This is a genomic window from Citrobacter sp. CK185 (genome assembly GCF_030333565.1).
In the GTDB taxonomy this organism is placed as follows: Bacteria; Pseudomonadota; Gammaproteobacteria; order Enterobacterales; family Enterobacteriaceae; genus Citrobacter_B; species Citrobacter_B koseri.
This window is the reverse complement of sequence record NZ_JAOWFR010000010.1, coordinates 156168-176088: the sequence shown is the minus strand read 5'-3', so window position 1 is coordinate 176088 and position 19921 is coordinate 156168. Positions and strand designations below refer to the sequence as shown.

General features: G+C 52.1%; 16 protein-coding genes and 1 other annotated feature. Of the genes, 9 read left to right on the top strand and 7 right to left on the bottom strand.

What is annotated here, in order from left to right:
* Positions 1-128 precede the first annotated feature (128 nt).
* Entirely contained in the window at positions 129-941 is an 813-nt protein-coding gene (yidA, locus tag OGV79_RS02045; RefSeq protein ID WP_012000803.1) for a sugar-phosphatase, read from the top strand.
* Between the two features lie 113 nt (positions 942-1054).
* On the opposite strand, the gene senB is transcribed toward yidA, so the two are convergent.
* The 4 genes from senB to OGV79_RS02025 form a co-directional block, all read right to left on the bottom strand.
* Entirely contained in the window at positions 1055-2230 is a 1176-nt protein-coding gene (gene senB / locus OGV79_RS02040) for an enterotoxin production-related protein TieB (protein ID WP_286466959.1), read from the bottom strand.
* Positions 2231-2298: 68 nt separating this feature from the next.
* Positions 2299-4560 carry a TonB-dependent receptor domain-containing protein gene (locus OGV79_RS02035; protein ID WP_286466951.1) on the bottom strand — a complete coding sequence of 754 codons (2262 nt, stop codon included), beginning with the start codon at positions 4558-4560 and terminating at the stop codon, positions 2299-2301.
* A gap of 164 nt (positions 4561-4724) precedes the next feature.
* Positions 4725-5513 (bottom strand): energy transducer TonB family protein, encoded by a 789-nt coding sequence (locus OGV79_RS02030; RefSeq protein ID WP_286466939.1) that lies wholly within the window; start codon positions 5511-5513, stop codon positions 4725-4727.
* Between the two features lie 7 nt (positions 5514-5520).
* Positions 5521-6399 (bottom strand): ChaN family lipoprotein, encoded by an 879-nt coding sequence (locus tag OGV79_RS02025; RefSeq protein ID WP_286466931.1) that lies wholly within the window; start codon positions 6397-6399, stop codon positions 5521-5523.
* 335 nt (positions 6400-6734) lie between these two features.
* Here OGV79_RS02025 and OGV79_RS02020 point away from each other — a divergent pair, with 335 nt between their 5' ends.
* Positions 6735-7961, top strand: a complete 1227-nt coding sequence (locus tag OGV79_RS02020; protein ID WP_286466926.1) for a YidR family protein — start codon at positions 6735-6737, stop codon at positions 7959-7961.
* A 1-nt stretch (position 7962) separates the two neighbouring features.
* Here the strand turns inward: OGV79_RS02020 and OGV79_RS02015 are convergent, their stop codons facing one another.
* Positions 7963-8295, bottom strand: a complete 333-nt coding sequence (locus OGV79_RS02015) for a YceK/YidQ family lipoprotein (RefSeq protein WP_012000796.1) — start codon at positions 8293-8295, stop codon at positions 7963-7965.
* 240 nt (positions 8296-8535) lie between these two features.
* Positions 8536-8608 (top strand) — a sequence feature (ROSE (Repression Of Heat Shock gene Expression) occurs in the 5'-region of heat shock genes and acts as an RNA thermometer to modulate expression.).
* Here OGV79_RS02015 and ibpA point away from each other — a divergent pair.
* The 3 genes from ibpA to OGV79_RS02000 all read left to right on the top strand — a co-directional run bounded on the left by ibpA (position 8602) and on the right by OGV79_RS02000 (position 11453).
* The gene (gene ibpA / locus OGV79_RS02010) at positions 8602-9015 is read left to right on the top strand and encodes a small heat shock chaperone IbpA (protein ID WP_006687722.1); all 414 of its coding nucleotides are present in this window, start codon (positions 8602-8604) and stop codon (positions 9013-9015) included. It overlaps the preceding feature by 7 nt.
* Positions 9016-9128: 113 nt before the next feature.
* Positions 9129-9557, top strand: a complete 429-nt coding sequence (gene ibpB / locus OGV79_RS02005; protein WP_047460126.1) for a small heat shock chaperone IbpB — start codon at positions 9129-9131, stop codon at positions 9555-9557.
* 234 nt (positions 9558-9791) lie between these two features.
* Complete coding sequence (locus OGV79_RS02000) at positions 9792-11453, top strand: putative transporter (protein WP_012000791.1); 1662 nt, start codon at positions 9792-9794, stop codon at positions 11451-11453.
* Here the strand turns inward: OGV79_RS02000 and OGV79_RS01995 are convergent.
* Positions 11450-12172 carry a GntR family transcriptional regulator gene (locus OGV79_RS01995; protein ID WP_012000790.1) on the bottom strand — a complete coding sequence of 241 codons (723 nt, stop codon included), beginning with the start codon at positions 12170-12172 and terminating at the stop codon, positions 11450-11452. The two genes, OGV79_RS02000 and OGV79_RS01995, sit on opposite strands and share 4 nt — an antisense overlap.
* A gap of 222 nt (positions 12173-12394) precedes the next feature.
* Here OGV79_RS01995 and OGV79_RS01990 point away from each other — a divergent pair, with 222 nt between their 5' ends.
* Positions 12395-14014: an alpha-glucoside-specific PTS transporter subunit IIBC gene (locus tag OGV79_RS01990; RefSeq protein ID WP_286466910.1), complete on the top strand. Its 1620-nt coding sequence runs from the start codon at positions 12395-12397 to the stop codon at positions 14012-14014.
* Complete coding sequence (locus OGV79_RS01985) at positions 14011-15333, top strand: 6-phospho-alpha-glucosidase (RefSeq protein ID WP_047460135.1); 1323 nt, start codon at positions 14011-14013, stop codon at positions 15331-15333. Before OGV79_RS01990 ends, OGV79_RS01985 begins: the two co-directional genes overlap by 4 nt.
* On the opposite strand, the gene OGV79_RS01980 is transcribed toward OGV79_RS01985, so the two are convergent.
* The gene (locus OGV79_RS01980; protein WP_049008749.1) at positions 15330-16223 is read right to left on the bottom strand and encodes a helix-turn-helix transcriptional regulator; all 894 of its coding nucleotides are present in this window, start codon (positions 16221-16223) and stop codon (positions 15330-15332) included. The two genes, OGV79_RS01985 and OGV79_RS01980, sit on opposite strands and share 4 nt — an antisense overlap.
* Before the next feature lie 167 nt (positions 16224-16390).
* On the opposite strand from OGV79_RS01980, the gene OGV79_RS01975 reads away from it, so the two are divergent.
* Together OGV79_RS01975 and OGV79_RS01970 are read left to right on the top strand one after the other, a co-directional pair.
* Positions 16391-18106, top strand: coding sequence for a solute:sodium symporter family transporter (locus OGV79_RS01975; protein WP_024130074.1), 1716 nt, complete (start codon positions 16391-16393; stop codon positions 18104-18106).
* On the top strand, positions 18103-19596 hold the full coding sequence (locus OGV79_RS01970) for a sulfatase-like hydrolase/transferase (RefSeq protein ID WP_286466903.1): 1494 nt from the start codon (positions 18103-18105) through the stop codon (positions 19594-19596). The genes OGV79_RS01975 and OGV79_RS01970 overlap by 4 nt, the downstream gene beginning before the upstream one ends.
* Positions 19597-19921: the final 325 nt, after the last annotated feature.

The window sequence follows — 19921 nt, the reverse complement described above, 5'->3', positions numbered from 1 at the left end:
CTTATCCGGCCTACAACCGATCTGCAAAAGGGGAATCCCGGTTCCCCTTTCCATCCCCCTTTTCGTTGCTGTTTTTTGAGCGGAATCGCGTTAGCATGAGGACGCGACTCATTTAATCCGGGGAACTCATGGCTATCAAACTCATTGCTATCGATATGGATGGCACCCTTTTGCTGCCCGATCACACCATTTCACCTGCGGTAAAAACGGCGATTGCCGCCGCACGCGCCCGTGGCGTTAACGTGGTGCTGACCACTGGCCGTCCGTATGCGGGTGTCCATAGCTATCTGAAAGAGCTTCACATGGAACAACCCGGCGACTACTGCATCACCTACAATGGCGCGCTGGTGCAGAAAGCGGGCGATGGCAGTACCGTTGCGCAAACGGCGCTGAGCTATGACGATTACCGCTTTCTGGAGAAGTTGTCCCGCGAAGTCGGCTCACACTTCCACGCGCTGGATCGCAACACGCTGTACACCGCAAACCGTGATATCAGCTACTACACCGTACATGAATCCTATGTCGCCACCATTCCGCTGGTGTTCTGTGAAGCGGAGAAAATGGACCCGGCAACGCAGTTCCTGAAAGTGATGATGATTGATGAACCCGTCATCCTTGATCAGGCCATTGCGCGTATTCCGGCGGAAGTAAAAGAGAAATATACCGTGTTAAAAAGTGCGCCGTACTTCCTCGAAATCCTGGATAAACGCGTCAATAAAGGCACTGGCGTGAAGTCGCTGGCTGATGCGCTGGGGATCAAGCCGGAAGAAATCATGGCGATTGGCGATCAGGAAAACGACATCGCGATGATCGAATATGCAGGCATGGGGGTGGCGATGGACAACGCGATTCCGTCGGTGAAAGAGGTGGCTAATTTTGTCACTAAATCCAACCTGGAAGACGGTGTGGCATACGCAATTGAGAAATTTGTGCTGAATTAAGTGGCTGGCCTGGATTAAGAGAAGCCGCCATCCGAGAACCCGCTGACGCGGCGGACTACAGTACTTCGCTGGTTTGCCGTTCCCCCGGCCAGTTTGACGGGGGAACGGTCCGATCACGACTTATTCAAATCAATGCTCAGAATGCGTTCTTTAGCCCCTTCTACAAACACATCTGGATCCCAGTCGCGGTTAAAGCCTTCTTTGATGCCAATGTAAAGGGTATCCATGTCGTCCGATAACACCATCTGGTTTGGGTAGACCGGCATGTTAAATTCACGGGTGATGCTGTATTTGGTGGCATCCACTACGCTGATGGTGCCGCTGGTGAAGTTGGTGATATACAGTTCGTTATATTTCGGATTGTATTTCACCGCGTTAGCTCCGGCTCCTGTGTGCACATAGCCAAGCTGTTTACCGTCGCGTAAGTCAAAAATATAGAGTCCATCTTTTGTACCGGAGCGATCGTCATGGTCGAATACCACCACAAAGGCACGGTCAGAAGCGGAGTCCACCGCCAGATTCTGCACACTTGTGATTTGTGGTCTCGGATCTTTCAACGGGATGGTACGCAGCAGCGTCTGATTTTTCGCATCAATTTCGTTGATGTAATCTCTTCCGCCAACGTAGATTTTCTGTGTTTTTTCATCCATCGTCAGACCATACGCTGTACCTTTGTAAGCATCCTTAACCTCGCCTTTTAAGGCAAGCGTCGTCCCGTCGAGCATTAACAGCTTATGCAGAGGCTTCATGCCCTCGGCCGTTTTCAGCATATTGCTATAACTCACAAACAGGGTATCGGAATCCTGGCTGTAAACCATATGGCGCAAATGCTCAAAACGCGAATCTGCAGCGTTTGCCGCTTTAAAACTTAACCTGTCGCTGGTTCTTACCAGTTTGCCGGTTGAGGTGTCAAACATACTGATACGCAGGGACGCTGACTGGGTGTGTCCGATATAGAGCTGATGTTTATCCTGATTTATCGCCAGCGAAAATGCCCGGTATGGCATCGTGTATTTATTTTCGACTTTCAGCGAATCTGAATTAAACGAATACAGATAGCCTTTATTGGCTTCACGATTTACACGATCGGTGACTGCTGCAAACACCTTTTTACTGGCATTATCAAACGCCAGTTCATAGACGCCTTCATCAGGGGACTGAAGGTAATTCGTTTTCAGGGCAAATCGCGAAAGTTCGCGTTCAGGTGGATCGATAGCCATGGCCATCGTGGGTAAAAATAGTGAAATTAACAGGTATAGCGGTGCTTTGGATAAAGTGAAAATATTCATTTTTCGTTCCTGCAATAAAATTGACATAAGAGAGAAAACGTATTGTCTGAACCTGGCGGAAATTGTCATCAGAAACGAATGTCCCCGCCAAATATCCATGTTCTGCCACGCGCGGAATTGGCTGGGTGGGTCTCGTCACCAAGACCTGGCATCATGTTGAGCTTATTCAGCGCCTCCGAATAATCTCTGTTCATCAGGTTTTGTACCGAAAGTTTCAGTGTCAGATTGCGGTTGTACTCGTAAGTACCATAGAGATCGATAATCGTTGGAATCTGCGGCAAATCCTGTTTGATTATTGCGCCGGTATGTTCGTCCTGCTCAAAATCAGGCGACAGGCGACGAGCTTTGCCTGTGTATTTTATGATAGTGCCCAGGGTCAACGCGTTATCGAAGAAGCGAACACCGGTATCCAGCGTCATGTATTTTCTGGGCAGTTCGGTCATATCCCCTGCGCCAAAGTAGGTGCTGGCGATGGAGGTTGGCTGGTCTGTTTGCTGCTGGCTGAAAGAGAGTCGGCCAAAGGCAAAACCTGCATCATAATCCATCTCCAGTTCGAAGCCCTTTGCGATAACGTCGCTTGCCGAGTTAACGTAGATGTACATATTGTCGCTGTATTCATCGCTCATGCCCTCCCAGTCATTGCCAATCACCTCAGCCATACTGCATTTACGACCTCCAGAACAAACCAGATAAGACTCGCTGTAGATGTAGTTCTGGATCCTGCTGCGGTACGCCAGAGCCTTAAAGCGCAGGGCATCCTGTTCGACCAGTAAATCTCTGGTATCAATGTTAAAACCCGCCTGCCAGGTTTCTGCACGTTCAGGCTTCAGGAATGGGTTCATGGATGCGCCTCCTGAATTAGAGAAGAACATTTCCTGGATGTTCGGGGCGCGCATGGATTTGCTGTAACCAATGAACGGCTGAAGCCATGGTGTTACCTGAGCAGAAAGCTGAACTGAAGGGTTGAAGCCACCCTCCTTATCGTCAATATCGTAGCTACCCTGTGGCACGCAGATAACGCGTGAATCGCAGGCGGGCTTGTACCCTGTGATCCTGTTACGTGTGTAGTTGAGATTGAAATCTGCCTCCCAGATGCCGCGCGTAACCTTCAGCCCGGTATACAGCGCTGAAATATCCTGCTGGCCGGAGGGTGCGAACGGATTGTTCTCGATCGCTTCCTGATTCGCTTTCGGGTCGCCCGCCGCTGAGTGAATGGTCCGGTCATAGCGGGTACGCATCAGTTTGCTGCCCAGCATAAACTCCAGGTCATTGTCCGCGACAGTGAACCGGCTGGTATTGTTGATATCCAGCGCGTCAGAACGATTTTGCGCTGAGGTTTTGTAGAAAGTATACAGCGAGCCATCACGATACTTTTGATTACCGCGGCTGGTACTGGCCGTTACGTTAAAGTCAATTAATTCAGAAAAAGGGGTGTAATGATATTTAATGTAATAGTCGTCACTGGTTATATCGCGACGTGTAAATTTATTTTCATAGGTTCGAGCGGAAAGTTCGAAGCTGTTAAATTCGTCTGGTCTGATATCCATTTTATACAGTTGGGATTTGGGGTTCTGCTTCATATATTTATCATAACCAAACTCTTTGCTGTTAATTCCAGAGCCATTTGAGAAATTAGAGTAAACAGAACTGCCGCTCACAGCGGCCATAACGCCAACGCTGCCAGTATCCGTAAAAGCGTCGGTTTTTCCACCGGCGGCGATCATTCCGCTGCGCCCAAGCCCATTGCTGCCGACTGAGAAACGTGAACGAAGGCCATATGTATTGCCGTTAAATATCACATCGTCAACGCCAATAGTACGCATGTTTGCACTACCGGCCAGGGCGTTGACTCCTGCCGGGCCACTGCTGTCGCCGCGCGTAACATCAACTGCTACCAGAAAATTAGGGTCGATAAGTACGCCAGCCATATTGTTGGTTGAGCCATGTGCAGTGGTACCGGAGGTTGAGGAGCCGTAAAAACTTTGGGTGATACCGTCCACCATAGTGTTTACGCGGCCAAATCCGCTCATGCCGCGAATATTCACACTTACTGCTCCTTGGCCTGGATCGATTTGGGTATAAGTACCGGGCATGCTGCGCAGCGTTGCGTCGAGTGATTGCAGGTTTTTGTCCGTTGTCCGGGAACTGGTCGCGCCTGTTTTCTCAAGAGCCTCCTGCTCACTGGTCGTCTTCCCGATAGAAACGTTGAGCGGGCTGAATTCTGCCGCTCCTTTTTTATCGGTACCTGTTTTTTCACTGATGGATTGTGCGTAAGCACCGCAGCTGAGCAATAATATGCCTGAGCCGATGGCCAGTTTAATAACGTTCATACATATCCTTAGAAGTATCGTAATAAATAAAAGATCCAGATCTTTGTTTATTTTTTTAATAAAACTTCTCTGACGTTTTCTTGATTTTTTCGACAGCAGTGAAGTCTGATAAAATGTTCAGCATAAAAATGAATATCAAATTTCAGTTAAACGAACCAGAGTCGCTAATTTTCCCTTAACTCCGTCAGATCAAAGGTAATCGGCATTTTTACTTTAAAGAAGCCTCCCTCTAATATTTCAGCTGGTGGTCTGGGAAGTGGTTGAGCGCGTTCTAAAACGGCAACAGCTTCGCGATCGAGAGAGAGGGTTCCCGAAGACGTTGCCAGAGAATTACTGACAACGGTGCCTTGTGCGTTAACGGTAAAAGTCACTATGGCTGTGCCGGTTCGTGCGCGTTTTCTGGCATCGCCTGGGTAACGTTTATAACGGTTAAGGTGGCCTTTCACTCTGCTTTCCCAGGATGTACCGGAATTGTCTCGCTTCGCTGAGTCGCTGTTGAAAGGCGCAGCAATACGGGATGATTCGACCGGGGCCTGAGGCGCGGCATTACTGGAAACTGCTGCGTGGCTGCTGTCGCTGGTTTGATCCTTTATCTTACGTGGCGGACGTGGCTTTTTCTTTTCCCCGTCGGATGCCTTTTTCTTCCTGGTTATTTCAATGGTCGCATCCCTGTCTTCAGTGACAGGATGCTGCTGCCTGTCCTCAGCCTGCTGCTTTTCTTCTGCCGCTGCGGATTCCTGCTGAGCGATTCCCACCGGAAGCGGAAGAGGAGAAGAAGGAGCCTCGATATTATCGGCCCATTGCAGCATTATCGCCGGGGCAGGAGGCGTGGCGGGCTGTACGTCGGAAAACCGCCAGACAAACGCAAGGAAAAGCAGTCCATGAAGCAGCAGTGAACAGATAAACCAGCCGCTCCATTTTGCCGGTCGTGGAAGGTAGAGAATATTCATCATCCATGGTTTACCGTTTTGCAGTGTCTGGCGTCACGAACCACACGTAGTCAGCATGATCTATGGTGATGTTCATCCCTTTTTCTGCGAGCATCAGCACCACAGGCTGGGTGCCGGGGGCGAGATCTTCTATGTGTAACGGTACGCCGATACTTTTTGACGCGTGATAACCTCCTGCAATCAACAACGACGGAGCCGGGGCATCCAGAAGCTGGCGGGCCATGTAGCGATCCCGCTGTTGCTGAACAGAGAGCATTGACGCCAGTTGCTGGCCTTCAATGCTGCCTTCATGCATGGCTATGATGGTTTCGCGCAGAGCTTCTTGTACCGCAGGAGCTGTAGATTTTTTCCCTTCAGGAAATTCGTTTTTTTTGTACAGCGCCATTACCCGATCCCGGTCAATGTTGGCATTGAGCAGAGGGTAAGGCGCACGTAATGCCTGCATGACTATGTCGCCATACATCTCCCAGGGCCACCCTTTTTGCCAGTTAAGCAGTTCCTGAATACGGCCATCCCGGACCACGGGATCATCTTTCAGCCAGCGTTTAACCTGGTTAACGCGGGGCTGCTGGTCTGCCGTCAGCATCTCAAGCAGCACACTCCCCTGTGGTCGCCGGGTGGGCAGGTTTTGAATAAGCCAGAGCTCAATCTGATGATGTCCGGCATTATCGTGTTTTTCGCCAATAATAAGCTGCCGGGCAACGGCAAGCTCAGCCAAAAGCTCTTGTTTGGTAATGGTTTTATTGCTTTTTAAATCAACTATTTGCCCGTCAGAAACACAGGCTGTTTGTAATGGTTTATTCTGGTTTATTGATGCAGGCTGGCTACAGGAGCTCAGGCTCAGACTGGCTAACGCTATCAAAGAAGTCAGGATTATTTTTTTTCGCATATTTCTGCCTGGAAGAGGCCTTCACTGGCCATTTTATTGATGCAGACTGGTTTATAACAGGCAGGTATGTTAACAAACCATAATCGCGAATGAAACTCATTATCACCTACATTATCATTAGCAGCATCCTGAATTCACTTTTTGTTGCCAACATTTTAGTTAAATATCGCAATAACATGACTGTTAGTAAGTTAATATTCTGAGTTTTTAAAAGCGGTAGCTACCCTCCCCAAATGGAGCTCTCTTATATCCTGCTGGTCGGCGACGTTAAACGGGTAGGCTAATTTCTTCCAATGCTATACCCTGATGCGAAAACCGCGCATCAGGGTATCTCCATGAAACAAATCACTTTCGCTTCGCGTCATCATCAGCTTACGAATACCAACACCTGGACGGCGGACAGCCAGTGGCTGGTTTTTGATGTGCGTCCGTCAGGCGCCTCGTTTACCGGTGAGACGATTGAGCGCGTCAACGTACGGACTGGCGAGGTTGAGGTCATTTATCGCGCTACGCAGGGCGCGCACGTTGGCGTGGTGACCGTTCATCCACAAGACGATCGCTATGTGTTCATTCATGGCCCGGAGAACCCGGACGAGACGTGGCGTTATGATTTCCACCATCGTCGCGGCGTGATAGCGGCGCAAAACCGCGTGACGAATCTGGATGCAATGGACATCACCGTGCCGTATACGCCCGGCGCGCTGCGCGGCGGCAGCCATGTGCATGTGTTCAGTCCGAACGGCGAGCGTGTCAGCTTCACCTATAACGACCATGTACTGCGTGAGCGCGATCCGGCGCTGGACTTGCGTAACGTCGGCGTTGCGGTGCCGTATGGCCCGGTTACGGTGGCGGTTCAGCATCCTCGGGAGTACAGCGGCAGCCACTGGTGCGTGTTAGTGAGCCAGACCACGCCGGCGCCACGGCCGGGCAGCGATGACATTAACCGCGCCTACGAAGAGGGTTGGGTGGGCGATTATGCGCTGGCGTTTATTGGCGATACCTTGTCGGCGAAGGGTGAAAAAGTGCCGGAGCTGTTTCTGGTGGCGTTGCCGCAGGATGAAAAAGGCTGGAAACAGGCAGGCGATATGCCGCTGACCGGAACAGAATCAACGCTGCCTGCGCCGCCTGCGGGCGTTGTTCAGCGCCGTCTGACCTTTACGCACGATCGCGCTTTCCCTGGGCTGGTAAACGTTCCGCGCCATTGGGTGCGGAGTAACCCGCAAGCCACGGACATTGCGTTTTTGATGCGCGATGATCGCGGTATTGTCCAGCTCTGGCTGATCCCGGCGCAGGGGGGAGAGCCGCGCCAGCTTACGCATAACGCGACCGATATTCAGTCAGCGTTCAACTGGCACCCGTCAGGCCAGTGGTTGGGGTTTGTGCTGGAAAATCGCATTGCCTGCTGCGACGCGCAGAGCGGGGCAATCGCCTTTTTAACGGAGAGTCATGACAGCCCGCCTTCCGCGGACGCCGTTGTTTTTTCGCCGGATGGGGCGTTAATCGCGTGGATGGAAGAGGTTGACGGTTTCCGCCAGCTTTGGGTGACGGAAACCGAACGATAAATCAGTGAGCGGGCATTCTTGCCGGGGGGATAACGGCGTTGGTCATCTTTGTTTTCTCCTCGCTCTTTTCCACTCGCGACTTCACTGAGCTGTCTGTGCGGAAGAAGTCCCACGGCAAGAGTATCGTATCCATGACGGCGGTAAAGGGCATATCCAGGATTGCCAGCGATTTGGTGCCCCAGTTTGTATCACTGCTGCCGATCATTTCGGCGCTGGCGCGTGTGCCGGGGTAGGTCCCCTCTTTGCCGCCGGTATGTGACATTACGCTGGAGCAGCCACCCAGTAAAACCAATCCACTGCACATCATCAGCGTTAACAACACATTTTTTATCATGATTTATTCATCTGTTGATTATCGATGTTTGCATGATGAGTTATAGCGATCCGTCGCGAAAAATAACATCACCATCACGTCGCACTGTGGCGCTTATCGCACTTTAACAATGTGTGCTGTTCACCCAGTCTATGCGATAGACAACAAACTGCAAAAAAAGTCCCCTGCAAGCGCTTGAAAAGTTCATTTCCAGACCCATTTTTAGGGTGTAGGCAAATAAAGAGCACGCCTGATGGGTGTTCTGGCTACCTGACCTGTCCATGATGGAAGGTCAACTATTCTCGCTGATTTCAGGAGCTATTCATTATGCGTAACTTTGACTTATCCCCGCTGTACCGTTCTGCCATTGGTTTTGATCGTCTGTTTAACCTCTTAGAAAACAACCAGAGCCAGAGTAATGGCGGTTATCCTCCGTATAACGTCGAACTGGTTGATGAAAACCATTACCGCATTGCGATTGCCGTTGCAGGCTTTGCGGAAAGCGAACTGGAAATTACTGCTCAGGATAATCTGCTGGTGGTAAAAGGCGCTCATGCGGATGAGCAAAAAGAACGTACCTATCTCTACCAGGGCATCGCAGAGCGTAACTTTGAACGCAAATTCCAGTTAGCAGAGAACATTCATGTTCGCGGCGCTAACCTGGTGAACGGTCTGCTGTATATCGACCTGGAGCGCGTGATTCCAGAAGCGAACAAACCGCGCCGTATCGAAATTAACTGATTCAGTCAGGTCGCCGTTGGCGGCCTGTTATCCCCATGCTCGCCGTCAGGGAGCATATGCGAATCTGAGGATTCGCTGGGTATTTACTCGCTTCTTAGAAGGAGATTATTATTATGCGTAATTACGATTTATCCCCACTGCTGCGTCAATGGATCGGTTTTGACAAACTGGCCAACGCCCTGCAAAACACCGGCGAAAGCCAGAGCTTCCCGCCCTATAACATTGAAAAAAGCGATGACAACCACTACCGCATTACCCTCGCGTTAGCCGGTTTCCGTCAGGAAGATCTGGATATTCAGCTGGAAGGCACGCGCCTGACCGTAAAAGGCACGCCAGCGCAGCCGGAAAAAGAAACCAAATGGTTGCATCAGGGGCTGGTGACACAGCCATTCAGTCTGAGTTTTACTCTGGCAGAAAATATGGAGGTCAGCGGCGCGACCTTCACCAATGGGTTATTGCACATTGATTTAACCCGCAACGAGCCGGAAACCATCGCTCCGCAGCGTATCGCTATTAGCGAACGTCCCGCGTTAAATAGCTAGTCCAGGACTACCTGTAGGCCGGATAAGGCGTAGCCGCCATCCGGCAAATCGCCCGGTGCGCTATGCTTACCGGGCCTACAAAGCGACGCAGAACCTATAGGTCCGGCATCATGCTTTTCAACAAACCGCCCCGCCAGCAATGACGGGGCATTTTTGTGCTTTACCACCCATACATACCGCTTGTACTCTGCGAGAATCCATTTAATTAATAATGTTATTCACAGGGAAAAGAAGATGAGTGATATAGCATTGACGGTCAGCGTTCTGGCGTTGGTGGCGGTTGTCGGGTTGTGGATCGGCAATATCAAGGTGCGGGGTGTCGGTTTTGGCATTGGCGGCGTACTGTTCGGCGGGATTATCGTCGGCCACTTTGTCGATCAGGCCGGGATGACGCTGAGCAGTGACATGCTGCACTTTATCCAGGAATTCGGCCTGATACTCTTCGTTTACACCATTGGTATCCAGGTGGGGCCGGGGTTCTTTGCCTCTCTGCGCGTCTCAGGGTTGCGCCTTAATCTCTTTGCCATCCTGATTGTCATTATCGGTGGGCTGGTTACCGCTATTCTGCATAAAATCTTCGCTATCCCGCTACCGGTGGTGCTGGGGATTTTCTCCGGCGCGGTCACCAATACGCCAGCGCTGGGGGCAGGGCAGCAAATTCTGCGCGATCTGGGAACGCCAATGGAAGCGGTAGATCAGATGGGGATGAGCTATGCGATGGCCTATCCTTTCGGGATTTGCGGTATTTTGCTCACCATGTGGCTGATGCGGATGATTTTTCGCGTCAACGTGGAGGCGGAAGCGAAGCAGCATGAAGACACGCTTAGCAATGGACACTCGTTAATTCAGACCATGAATATCCGTGTTGAGAACCCGAATCTCAACAATATGGCGATCCAGGATGTGCCTATCCTGAACAGCGATAAAATCATCTGTTCGCGTCTGAAACGCGACGAGACGCTGATGGTGCCTTCACCGGGAACGATCATCCAGTCGGGCGACCTGCTGCATCTGGTGGGACAGCCCGTCGATCTGCATAACGCGCAGCTGGTCATTGGTCAGGAGGTGGACACTTCGCTCTCAACGCGAGGGACGGATTTGCGCGTTGAACGCGTCGTGGTCACTAACGAAAAGGTGCTCGGAAAACGCATTCGCGACCTCCATTTTAAAGAGCGCTATGACGTGGTGATCTCCCGTCTGAACCGTGCGGGCGTAGAGCTGGTGGCCAGTAGCGACGCCAGCCTGCAATTCGGTGACATCCTCAATCTGGTTGGCCGTCCCTCTTCAATTGATGCGGTGGCCAATGTTGTGGGTAACGCCCAGCAAAAACTGCAACAGGTGCAGATGTTACCGGTGTTTATCGGTATTGGTCTGGGCGTGCTGTTGGGGTCGATTCCGTTGTTTGTCCCTGGATTCCCGGTAGCGTTAAAGCTGGGACTGGCGGGCGGGCCGCTGATCATGGCGCTGATTCTGGGACGTATCGGCAGCATCGGCAAGCTGTACTGGTTTATGCCGCCAAGCGCCAACCTGGCGCTGCGTGAGCTGGGGATCGTGCTGTTTCTCGCGGTGGTCGGGCTGAAATCTGGCGGTGACTTTATTGATACGTTGACTCAGGGTGATGGTCTGAGCTGGATTGGTTACGGCATCTTTATTACTGCCATTCCGCTGATTACCGTCGGTCTTCTGGCGCGTATCTTTGCCAAAATGAACTACCTGACGCTATGCGGGATGCTGGCGGGGTCAATGACCGATCCGCCTGCACTGGCGTTTGCTAACAACCTGCATGCCACCAGCGGTGCGGCGGCGCTCTCCTACGCCACCGTTTATCCACTGGTAATGTTCCTGCGGATTATCACCCCGCAACTGCTGGCGGTGCTTTTCTGGGGGTTAGGCTAGGTCAGGTTTGCATCCGGGTGGACGCGCCGTAAATGGTAGTCCACCTGGTATTCGCTGGCATTTCTGAACATGACCGAATAATTCAAAAATTCCCCGCTGTCGCTGTAAGAAAGCGATGTGATTCGCAGTAGCGGCGTTTGCTCGGGGACGTTCATTTGCGCGGAGAGCTGTTTATCGGCCAGTACAGGCGTCAGGCTTTCATAGTTGCCACTGATGGTGATGCCGCACTCTTTCTCAATATAATCAAATTTCGACCCTTCCAGGTGGATCAGCGAGAGGTTACGGAACAGCCTGACGGGCATATAGCTGTCCTCCAGCATCAGCGGTTTGCCATCCACATAGCGCACGCGGCGGGAAAAGTAGATACGTTCGTTGATCTGAATCCGCAACTGGCTGGCAATGGCGGGGGGCGCAGGCATCACTTCAAATACCAGCACCTGGCTGGTGACCTCTTTTCCCTGACGCCGCAGCACTTCCGCCAGTCCGGTCAGGTTGGTGGTTTCATGATGAACGTCTTTACGCGCCACGTATGTGCCGCTCCCGTGCCGCCGCACCACCAGTCCCCATCCCACCAGCATATCGACGGCTTTGCGGATGGTCATTCGTGACACAGCAAACTCTTCCGCCAGCTTTTTTTCACCAGGCAACGGGCTACCGATGTTGTAATCAGATGAGTTGAGCCGGATTCTTAGTCGTTCCGCTATCGATTTGTAGATCACTACCAGACCTCTTTTTCCCTTTAATTTCCGCGCTACGAACCTTTTGATGTCTAACTTTTATGTAAAAAGTAGACATCATTGACTGAATTAAAACCATGAATGCGATCACGAATCGAAGCGGCGCGTCATGTTCTCAGAATCGCAACTACCTATTCTCGTATCAGGCCAGCAATCACTACAAAAAAGGCCTCTCCCTACTGGTTGTTATATGAGGATGTAAAAATGCTCAGTCAAATACAACGCTTTGGCGGCGCTATGTTTACCCCGGTACTGCTGTTCCCGTTCGCCGGTATCGTCGTGGGTATCGCCATCATGCTGCGCAACCCGCTTTTTGTTGGCGAAGCGCTGACCGATCCCAACAGTTTATTCGCGCAAATCGTTCATATTATTGAAGAGGGCGGCTGGACGGTTTTCCGTAATATGCCGCTGATTTTCGCCGTCGGCTTGCCGATTGGCCTGGCTAAACAGGCGCAAGGCCGAGCTTGTCTGGCGGTGCTGGTCAGCTTCCTGGCATGGAACTATTTCATTAATGCCATGGGCATGACCTGGGGTCATTTTTTCGGCGTGGACTTCAGCGTAGATCCGACGGCAGGCAGCGGTCTGACGATGATGGCTGGAATAAAAACGCTCGATACCAGCATTATCGGCGCCATTATGATTTCGGGCATCGTCACCGCGCTGCACAACCGCTATTTCGATAAGCCGTTGCCCGTGTTCCTCGGTATTTTTCAGGGCACGTCGTTTGTGGTGATTATCGCGTTCCTGGTGATGATTCCCTGCGCCTGGCTGACGCTGCTCGGCTGGCCAAAAGTGCAGATGGGCATTGAATCCCTACAGGCTTTCCTGCGTTCAGCGGGCGCGCTGGGCGTGTGGGTCTACACCTTCCTCGAACGTATTCTGATCCCGACAGGGCTGCACCACTTCGTCTATGGCCCCTTCATTTTTGGCCCGGCGGCGGTAGAAGGTGGCATTCAGGTTTACTGGGCGCAACATATGCAGGCGTTCAGCCAGAGCACGGAATCGCTGAAGACGTTATTCCCGGAAGGCGGTTTTGCCCTACACGGTAACTCAAAAATCTTTGGCTCCGTCGGGATTGCGCTGGCGCTCTATTACACCGCATCGCCAGAAAACCGGGTGAAGGTCGCCGGTTTGCTGATCCCCGCCACGTTAACCGCTGTACTGGTGGGCATTACGGAACCGCTGGAATTCACTTTCCTGTTTATTTCTCCACTGCTGTTTGCCGTACACGCGGTGCTGGCGGCCTCAATGGCGACGGTGATGTATATCTGCGGCGTGGTAGGAAATATGGGCGGCGGACTGCTGGATCAGTTCTTACCGCAAAACTGGATCCCGATGTTCCACAACCATGCCGGAATGATGTTTACCCAGATAGGCATCGGGCTGGCATTCACCGCCCTCTATTTTGTGGTTTTCCGCACCCTGATCCTGCGCTTCAACCTGAAAACGCCGGGTCGTGAAGAGAGTGAAATCAGACTCTACAGCAAAGCGGATTACAAGGTCGCGCGTGGACAGACAACGGCGCCCGCGCCGGACGCAAAACTTGGGCAGGCAGCCGGGTTCCTCCAGGCGCTGGGCGGCGCGGGCAATATCGAAAGCATTAATAACTGCGCCACGCGCTTACGTATCGCGCTCCACGATATGGCGCAGACCCAGAGTGATGACGTCTTTAAAGCATTGGGCGCGCACGGCGTGGTTCGCCGTGGCAATGGCATCCAGGTGATTGTCGGCCTGCATGTGCCCCAGGTGCGTGACCAGCTTGAAACGCTAATGAAATCCCCCTTATCGACCGAACAAATCCCCATGACGGAGGCAGTATCATGAAAAAATTCTCAGTGGTTATCGCAGGCGGCGGCAGCACATTTACGCCGGGCATCGTATTGATGTTGCTGGCAAACCAGGACCGTTTTCCGCTTCGCGCGCTGAAATTCTATGACAACGACGGCGCTCGCCAGGAAGTGATTGCCGAAGCGTGCAAAATCATCCTTAAAGAGCAGGCGCCGGAGATTGAGTTTAGTTACACCACCGATCCCGAAGCAGCGTTTACCGATGTTGATTTCGTGATGGCGCATATCCGCGTGGGCAAATACCCGATGCGGGAAAAAGACGAAAAAATCCCGCTGCGCCACGGCGTGTTAGGCCAGGAAACCTGTGGCCCGGGCGGGATTGCGTATGGGATGCGTTCTATTGGCGGCGTGCTGGAGCTGGTGGATTACATGGAGAAATACTCCCCGAACGCGTGGATGCTGAACTACTCCAACCCGGCGGCGATAGTGGCCGAGGCGACGCGCCGTCTGCGCCCGAACGCTAAAATCCTCAATATCTGTGATATGCCGATCGGCATTGAAGGGCGGATGGCGCAGATTGTCGGCCTGCAAGATCGTAAGCAAATGCGCGTGCGTTATTACGGGCTGAACCACTTTGGCTGGTGGACGTCGATTGAGGACTTGCAGGGTAACGACCTGATGCCGAAACTGCGGGAATACGTCGCGAAACACGGTTATGTTCCGCCATCTAACGATCCGCATACTGAAGCGAGCTGGAATGATACGTTCGCCAAAGCGAAGGATGTGCAGGCGCTGGACCCGGACACCATGCCGAATACCTATCTGAAATACTATCTGTTCCCGGACTATGTGGTGCAGCACTCGAACCCGGCGCGCACGCGTGCTAATGAGGTGATGGATCACCGTGAAAAACAGGTATTTGGCTCCTGCCGCGCCATTATTGAAGCGGGCCACTCCTCCGCTGGCGAGCTGGAAATTGATGAACACGCGTCTTATATCGTCGATCTGGCAACGGCAATCGCCTTTAATACGCAGGAACGGATGCTGCTGATTGTGCCAAACAACGGGGCGATTCATAACTTTGATGATGAAGCGATGGTGGAGATCCCTTGCCTGGTGGGGCATAACGGGCCGGAACCTCTGACGGTTGGCGATATTCCGCAGTTCCAGAAAGGGCTGATGAGCCAGCAGGTGGCCGTCGAGAAACTGGTGGTCGATGCCTGGGAGCATCGCTCCTATCAGCGTCTGTGGCAGGCGATTACGCTCTCCAAAACCGTGCCGAGCGCGTCTGTCGCCAAAGCGATTCTTGATGATCTGATTGAAGCCAACAAAGAATACTGGCCTGAACTGCACTAATCTTGTTGACCGGCATCCAGCGGGTGCCGGTCAGGATGTTTCAACACCGCCGACGGCGCGTAGCCAAATTTATGCTTAAATGCTTTGCTGAAATGAAATGAGTCAAAGAAGTTGAGCATATCCGCTACCTGACCCACCGAATTCCCTTCCTGTTTTAACAGCGATAATGCCAGTTCCAGCCGGGCGTCCAGATAATATTCTTTCGGTGTTTTCCCGGTATAGCGTAAAAACAGACGACGCAGCCAGGCTTCGCTACAGGGGATCGTGGCTGCCATATCCGCTACGCTCCAGCGGCGTTGCAGGCTGGCATGTAACGCTGCAATTAACTTTTCAACCTGTATGCGTTGTGGGTCTTTTTTCCCGTTTGAGTCAATAAGACAAATCCACTGATAAATAATTTTCGTGAGAAACGCGACGGCGAGATTATTTTTAATCGGTTCCGGGCGGGTAATTAATTGTGAAACTTCGGCCAGTTCCTGATTATAAACGTCACCGTTATAAATAACGCTTTGTTGTCGGATAGGAATATCCATAATACTGGTTGGGGTAAACTCCATCCAGTATTGCTCCCACAATAAACCTTCGCAATGGTAAGACTGTATATCAGTGGGTTTTAAAAAGATAATGCAGTTGCCGTTTAATGTAATTTGCTCACCGTCTTTCAGCAGGATTTTCCCGCACCCCTGTACGGTATAGACCGCGACCCATGAATTGGCGATTAGCGGTTTTTTCTTATCTCGCGGCCATATAACACGGTAATTTTCGTCAGCGTAGGTATGCCACAGCGAGATCAATGAAATTCCGCTGGAGATCACATTTTCATTAATCAGCAGGGGAATATTGTACGTAGTTTCGTTTTTTACATGCGAACTTAGCAAGTTTCCATTCATTTTATTTTCTCGCCGGAGAATGATGCCCACAACCTGAACATAACAGAAAGTGAATGCTTCAGGGAGGCGATGTTTGTAATTAAGAAATCTGACTGCCTGACCCGGCACGCTTTACCTCGTGTTGACCCTACCGCTGCCGGGACATAATGAAAAACAAGGGCTATGAGATGAATACGCTACAAATTTTGAGCTTTGTTGGTTTTACGCTACTGGTGGCGGTTATCACCTGGTGGAAGTTACGAAAAGCGGATACCGGTTCGCAGCAGGGATATTTTCTGGCGGGACGTTCGTTAAAAGCGCCGGTTATTGCCGCCTCGCTGATGTTAACTAACCTCTCAACGGAACAACTGGTGGGATTAACCGGCCAGGCTTATCGCAGCGGTATGTCGGTAATGGCATGGGAAGTCATCTCCGCAATTCCGCTTATTTTTCTGGCGCTGATCTTTCTGCCACGCTATCTGCAACGCGGCATTGCAACGATCCCGGATTTTATTGAAGAGCGCTATGACAAAACCACCCGCATCATTATTGATTGCTGTTTTTTGATTGCGACGGGAATCTGTTTTTTACCCATCATTCTGTATTCCGGCGCGCTTGCCTTTAACAGCATGTTTCATGTCACTGAAACCTTTGGTATTTCACAACATACGGCGATCTGGCTGATGGCTGTCGTGCTGGGGATTAGCGGCATCCTGTATGCTGTCGTCGGCGGGATGCGGGCGATTGCTATTGCCGATGTGATTAACGGTATCGGTCTGGTGATTGGCGGCCTGATGGTGCCGCTGTTTGGTCTGATGGCGATGGGGAAAGGCAGTCTGAGCGAAGGTATTACGCGCTTAACCCAGGATCACAGCCAGATGCTGAACTCGATTGGCGGCAGCAACGACCCGGTGCCGATTGGCGCGGCGTTGACCGGGCTTATCCTGGTCAATACGTTCTACTGGTGCACCAACCAGGGGATCGTTCAGCGTACGCTGGCATCAAAAAGTTTATCGGAAGGGCAAAAAGGGGCGCTGCTTACGGCGGTGTTGAAGATGCTGGACCCGCTGATTCTGGTGCTGCCGGGCGTTATCGCTTTTCATCTCTTTCAGGATCTACCGAAAGCAGACATGGCCTACCCGGCGCTGGTGAACAAAGTGATGCCGCTGCCGCTGATTGGCTTTTTTAGCGCGGTACTGTTTGGCGCGATTATCAGCGCATTCTGCGGTTTTTTGAACAGTGCTTCGACCCTGTTTAGCCTCGGTATCTATCGCCGACTGATTAATGAACAGGCCAGCCCCGATAAACTGGTCACTGTTGGTCGTCGCTTTGGCTTTATTGTGGCCGTGATCTCCGTGCTGGTGGCGCCGTGGATCGCCTATGCGCCGCAAGGGCTCTACAGTTGGATGAAACAGCTCAACGGGATTTATAACGTGCCGTTGGTGACCATTGTTATTATGGGCTTCTTCTTCCCACGTATTCCGGCGCTGGCCGCGAAGGTCGCAATGGGACTCGGTATTGTCAGTTACATCACCATCAACTACCTGGTGAAATTTGATTTTCATTTCCTCTATGTGCTGGCCTGCACCTTCTGTATCAACGTCGTGGTGATGCTGCTCATTGGCGTGATTAAGCCGCGTGCAACGCCGTTTAAATTTCATGATGCGTTTGCGGTTGACATGAAACCGTGGAAAAACGTGAAGATCGCCGCTGTTGGCGTCCTGTTCGCGATGATTGGCGTCTATTCTGGTCTGGCGCAGTTCGGTGGCTATCAGACCCGGTGGCTGACCATTCTCAGCTACGCCATCACCGCTGCGGTGGTTGTTTACCTGATTTACAGCTCATGGCAGACGCGCCATTCCGCGCCTGTGGTTTATGTTTCTGACGCTAAGGATAAAGCATGACCCGTCCGAATTTTCTGTTCATTATGACCGATACACAGGCGACCAATATGGTGGGCTGCTATAGCGGTAAGCCGCTGAACACGCAGCATATTGACAGCCTGGCCGCGGAAGGGATTCGCTTTAACTCCGCGTATACCTGCTCGCCGGTGTGTACGCCAGCCCGCGCGGGGCTTTTTACCGGTATTTATGCCAATCAGTCCGGCCCGTGGACGAACAACGTCGCGCCGGGGAAGAACATCTCCACGATGGGGCGTTATTTTAAGGATGCAGGCTATCACACCTGTTATATCGGCAAATGGCACCTCGACGGGCACGATTACTTTGGCACCGGCGAGTGCCCGCCTGAGTGGGATGCCGACTACTGGTATGACGGCGCGAACTACCTTTCTGAACTGACGGAGAATGAAATCAGCCTGTGGCGTAACGGACTGAACAGTATTGAGGATTTGCAGACCAATAATATTGATGAGACCTTTACCTGGGCGTATCGCATCAGCAACCGGGCGGTTGATTTTCTCCATCAGCCAGCGAGAGATGACGAACCGTTCCTGATGGTGGTCTCTTATGATGAGCCGCATCATCCGTTTACCTGTCCGGTTGAGTATCTGGAGAAGTATCAGGATTTTTATTATGACCTGGGCGCGAAGGCGCAGGATTCGCTGAGCAATAAACCTGAGCACCATCGGCTATGGGCGCAGGCGATGCCGTCTCCGGTGGGCGATGATGGCTGTTATCATCATCCGCTCTACTTTGCTTGCAATGACTTTGTTGACGATCAGATTGGGCGGGTGATCAATGCGTTAACCCCGGAACAACGTGAGAATACCTGGGTGATTTATACCTCCGATCACGGTGAAATGATGGGGGCGCACAAACTCATCAGCAAAGGGGCGGCAATGTATGATGACATTACCCGCATCCCGCTGATTATGCGCCCGCCGCAGGGAGCGCCGCAGCAGATCGATACGCCGGTCAGCCATATTGACCTGCTGCCTACGATGATGGCGCTGGCGGGGATTGATAAGCCCGATATTCTTACGGGTGAAAACATCCTGGCCGTTGAAGCGCCGCGCGGGGTGATGGTGGAGTTCAACCGCTATGAGATCGAGCATGACAGCTTTGGCGGCTTTATTCCGGTGCGCTGCTGGGTGACGGATAACTGGAAGCTGGTGCTGAACCTGTTTACCAGCGATGAGCTGTACGACAGGCGTAATGACCCGGATGAACTGCATAATCTGATTGCTGCGCCGGAATTTGCCGGTGTTCGCAGTCAGATGCACGACGCGCTGCTGGATTACATGGATAAAATCCGCGACCCGTTCCGCACGTACCAGTGGAGCCTGCGTCCGTGGCGTAAAGATGCCCGGCCGCGCTGGATGGGGGCATTCCGCCCACGCCCGCAAGACGGTTATTCTCCGGTGGTACGTGATTACGATACCGGTTTGCCCACGCAAGGCGTGAAAGTAGAAGAGAAAAAGCAGAAGTTTTGATGCGTTATGCCCGGTGGCGCTACAAAAGTGCAATACCGTAGGCCGGATAAGGCGCTTACGCCGCCATCCGGCAATAATAATGCCCGGTGGCGCTGCGCTTACCGGGCCTACAAAAGCGCAATACCGTAGGCCGGATAAGGCGCTTACTCCGCCATCCGGCAATAATGATGCCCGGTGGCGCTGCGCTTACCGGGCCTACAAAAGCGCAACACCGTAGGCCGGATAAGGCGCTTACGCCGCCATCCGGCAATAATAATGCCCGGTGGCGCTGCGCTTACCGGGTCTACAAAAGCGCAACACCGTAGGCCGGATAAGGCGTTTACGC

What these genes read in the sequence shown, in the direction of transcription:
- yidA (WP_012000803.1), top strand. Translation starts at nt 129, where the DNA reads ATGGCTATCAAACTCATTGCTATCGATATGGATGGCACCCTTTTGCTG.
- senB (WP_286466959.1), bottom strand. Translation starts at nt 2,230, where the DNA reads ATGAATATTTTCACTTTATCCAAAGCACCGCTATACCTGTTAATTTCA.
- OGV79_RS02035 (WP_286466951.1), bottom strand. Translation starts at nt 4,560, where the DNA reads ATGAACGTTATTAAACTGGCCATCGGCTCAGGCATATTATTGCTCAGC.
- OGV79_RS02030 (WP_286466939.1), bottom strand. Translation starts at nt 5,513, where the DNA reads ATGATGAATATTCTCTACCTTCCACGACCGGCAAAATGGAGCGGCTGG.
- OGV79_RS02025 (WP_286466931.1), bottom strand. Translation starts at nt 6,399, where the DNA reads ATGCGAAAAAAAATAATCCTGACTTCTTTGATAGCGTTAGCCAGTCTG.
- OGV79_RS02020 (WP_286466926.1), top strand. Translation starts at nt 6,735, where the DNA reads ATGAAACAAATCACTTTCGCTTCGCGTCATCATCAGCTTACGAATACC.
- OGV79_RS02015 (WP_012000796.1), bottom strand. Translation starts at nt 8,295, where the DNA reads ATGATAAAAAATGTGTTGTTAACGCTGATGATGTGCAGTGGATTGGTT.
- ibpA (WP_006687722.1), top strand. Translation starts at nt 8,602, where the DNA reads ATGCGTAACTTTGACTTATCCCCGCTGTACCGTTCTGCCATTGGTTTT.
- ibpB (WP_047460126.1), top strand. Translation starts at nt 9,129, where the DNA reads ATGCGTAATTACGATTTATCCCCACTGCTGCGTCAATGGATCGGTTTT.
- OGV79_RS02000 (WP_012000791.1), top strand. Translation starts at nt 9,792, where the DNA reads ATGAGTGATATAGCATTGACGGTCAGCGTTCTGGCGTTGGTGGCGGTT.
- OGV79_RS01990 (WP_286466910.1), top strand. Translation starts at nt 12,395, where the DNA reads ATGCTCAGTCAAATACAACGCTTTGGCGGCGCTATGTTTACCCCGGTA.
- OGV79_RS01985 (WP_047460135.1), top strand. Translation starts at nt 14,011, where the DNA reads ATGAAAAAATTCTCAGTGGTTATCGCAGGCGGCGGCAGCACATTTACG.
- OGV79_RS01980 (WP_049008749.1), bottom strand. Translation starts at nt 16,223, where the DNA reads ATGAATGGAAACTTGCTAAGTTCGCATGTAAAAAACGAAACTACGTAC.
- OGV79_RS01975 (WP_024130074.1), top strand. Translation starts at nt 16,391, where the DNA reads ATGAATACGCTACAAATTTTGAGCTTTGTTGGTTTTACGCTACTGGTG.
- OGV79_RS01970 (WP_286466903.1), top strand. Translation starts at nt 18,103, where the DNA reads ATGACCCGTCCGAATTTTCTGTTCATTATGACCGATACACAGGCGACC.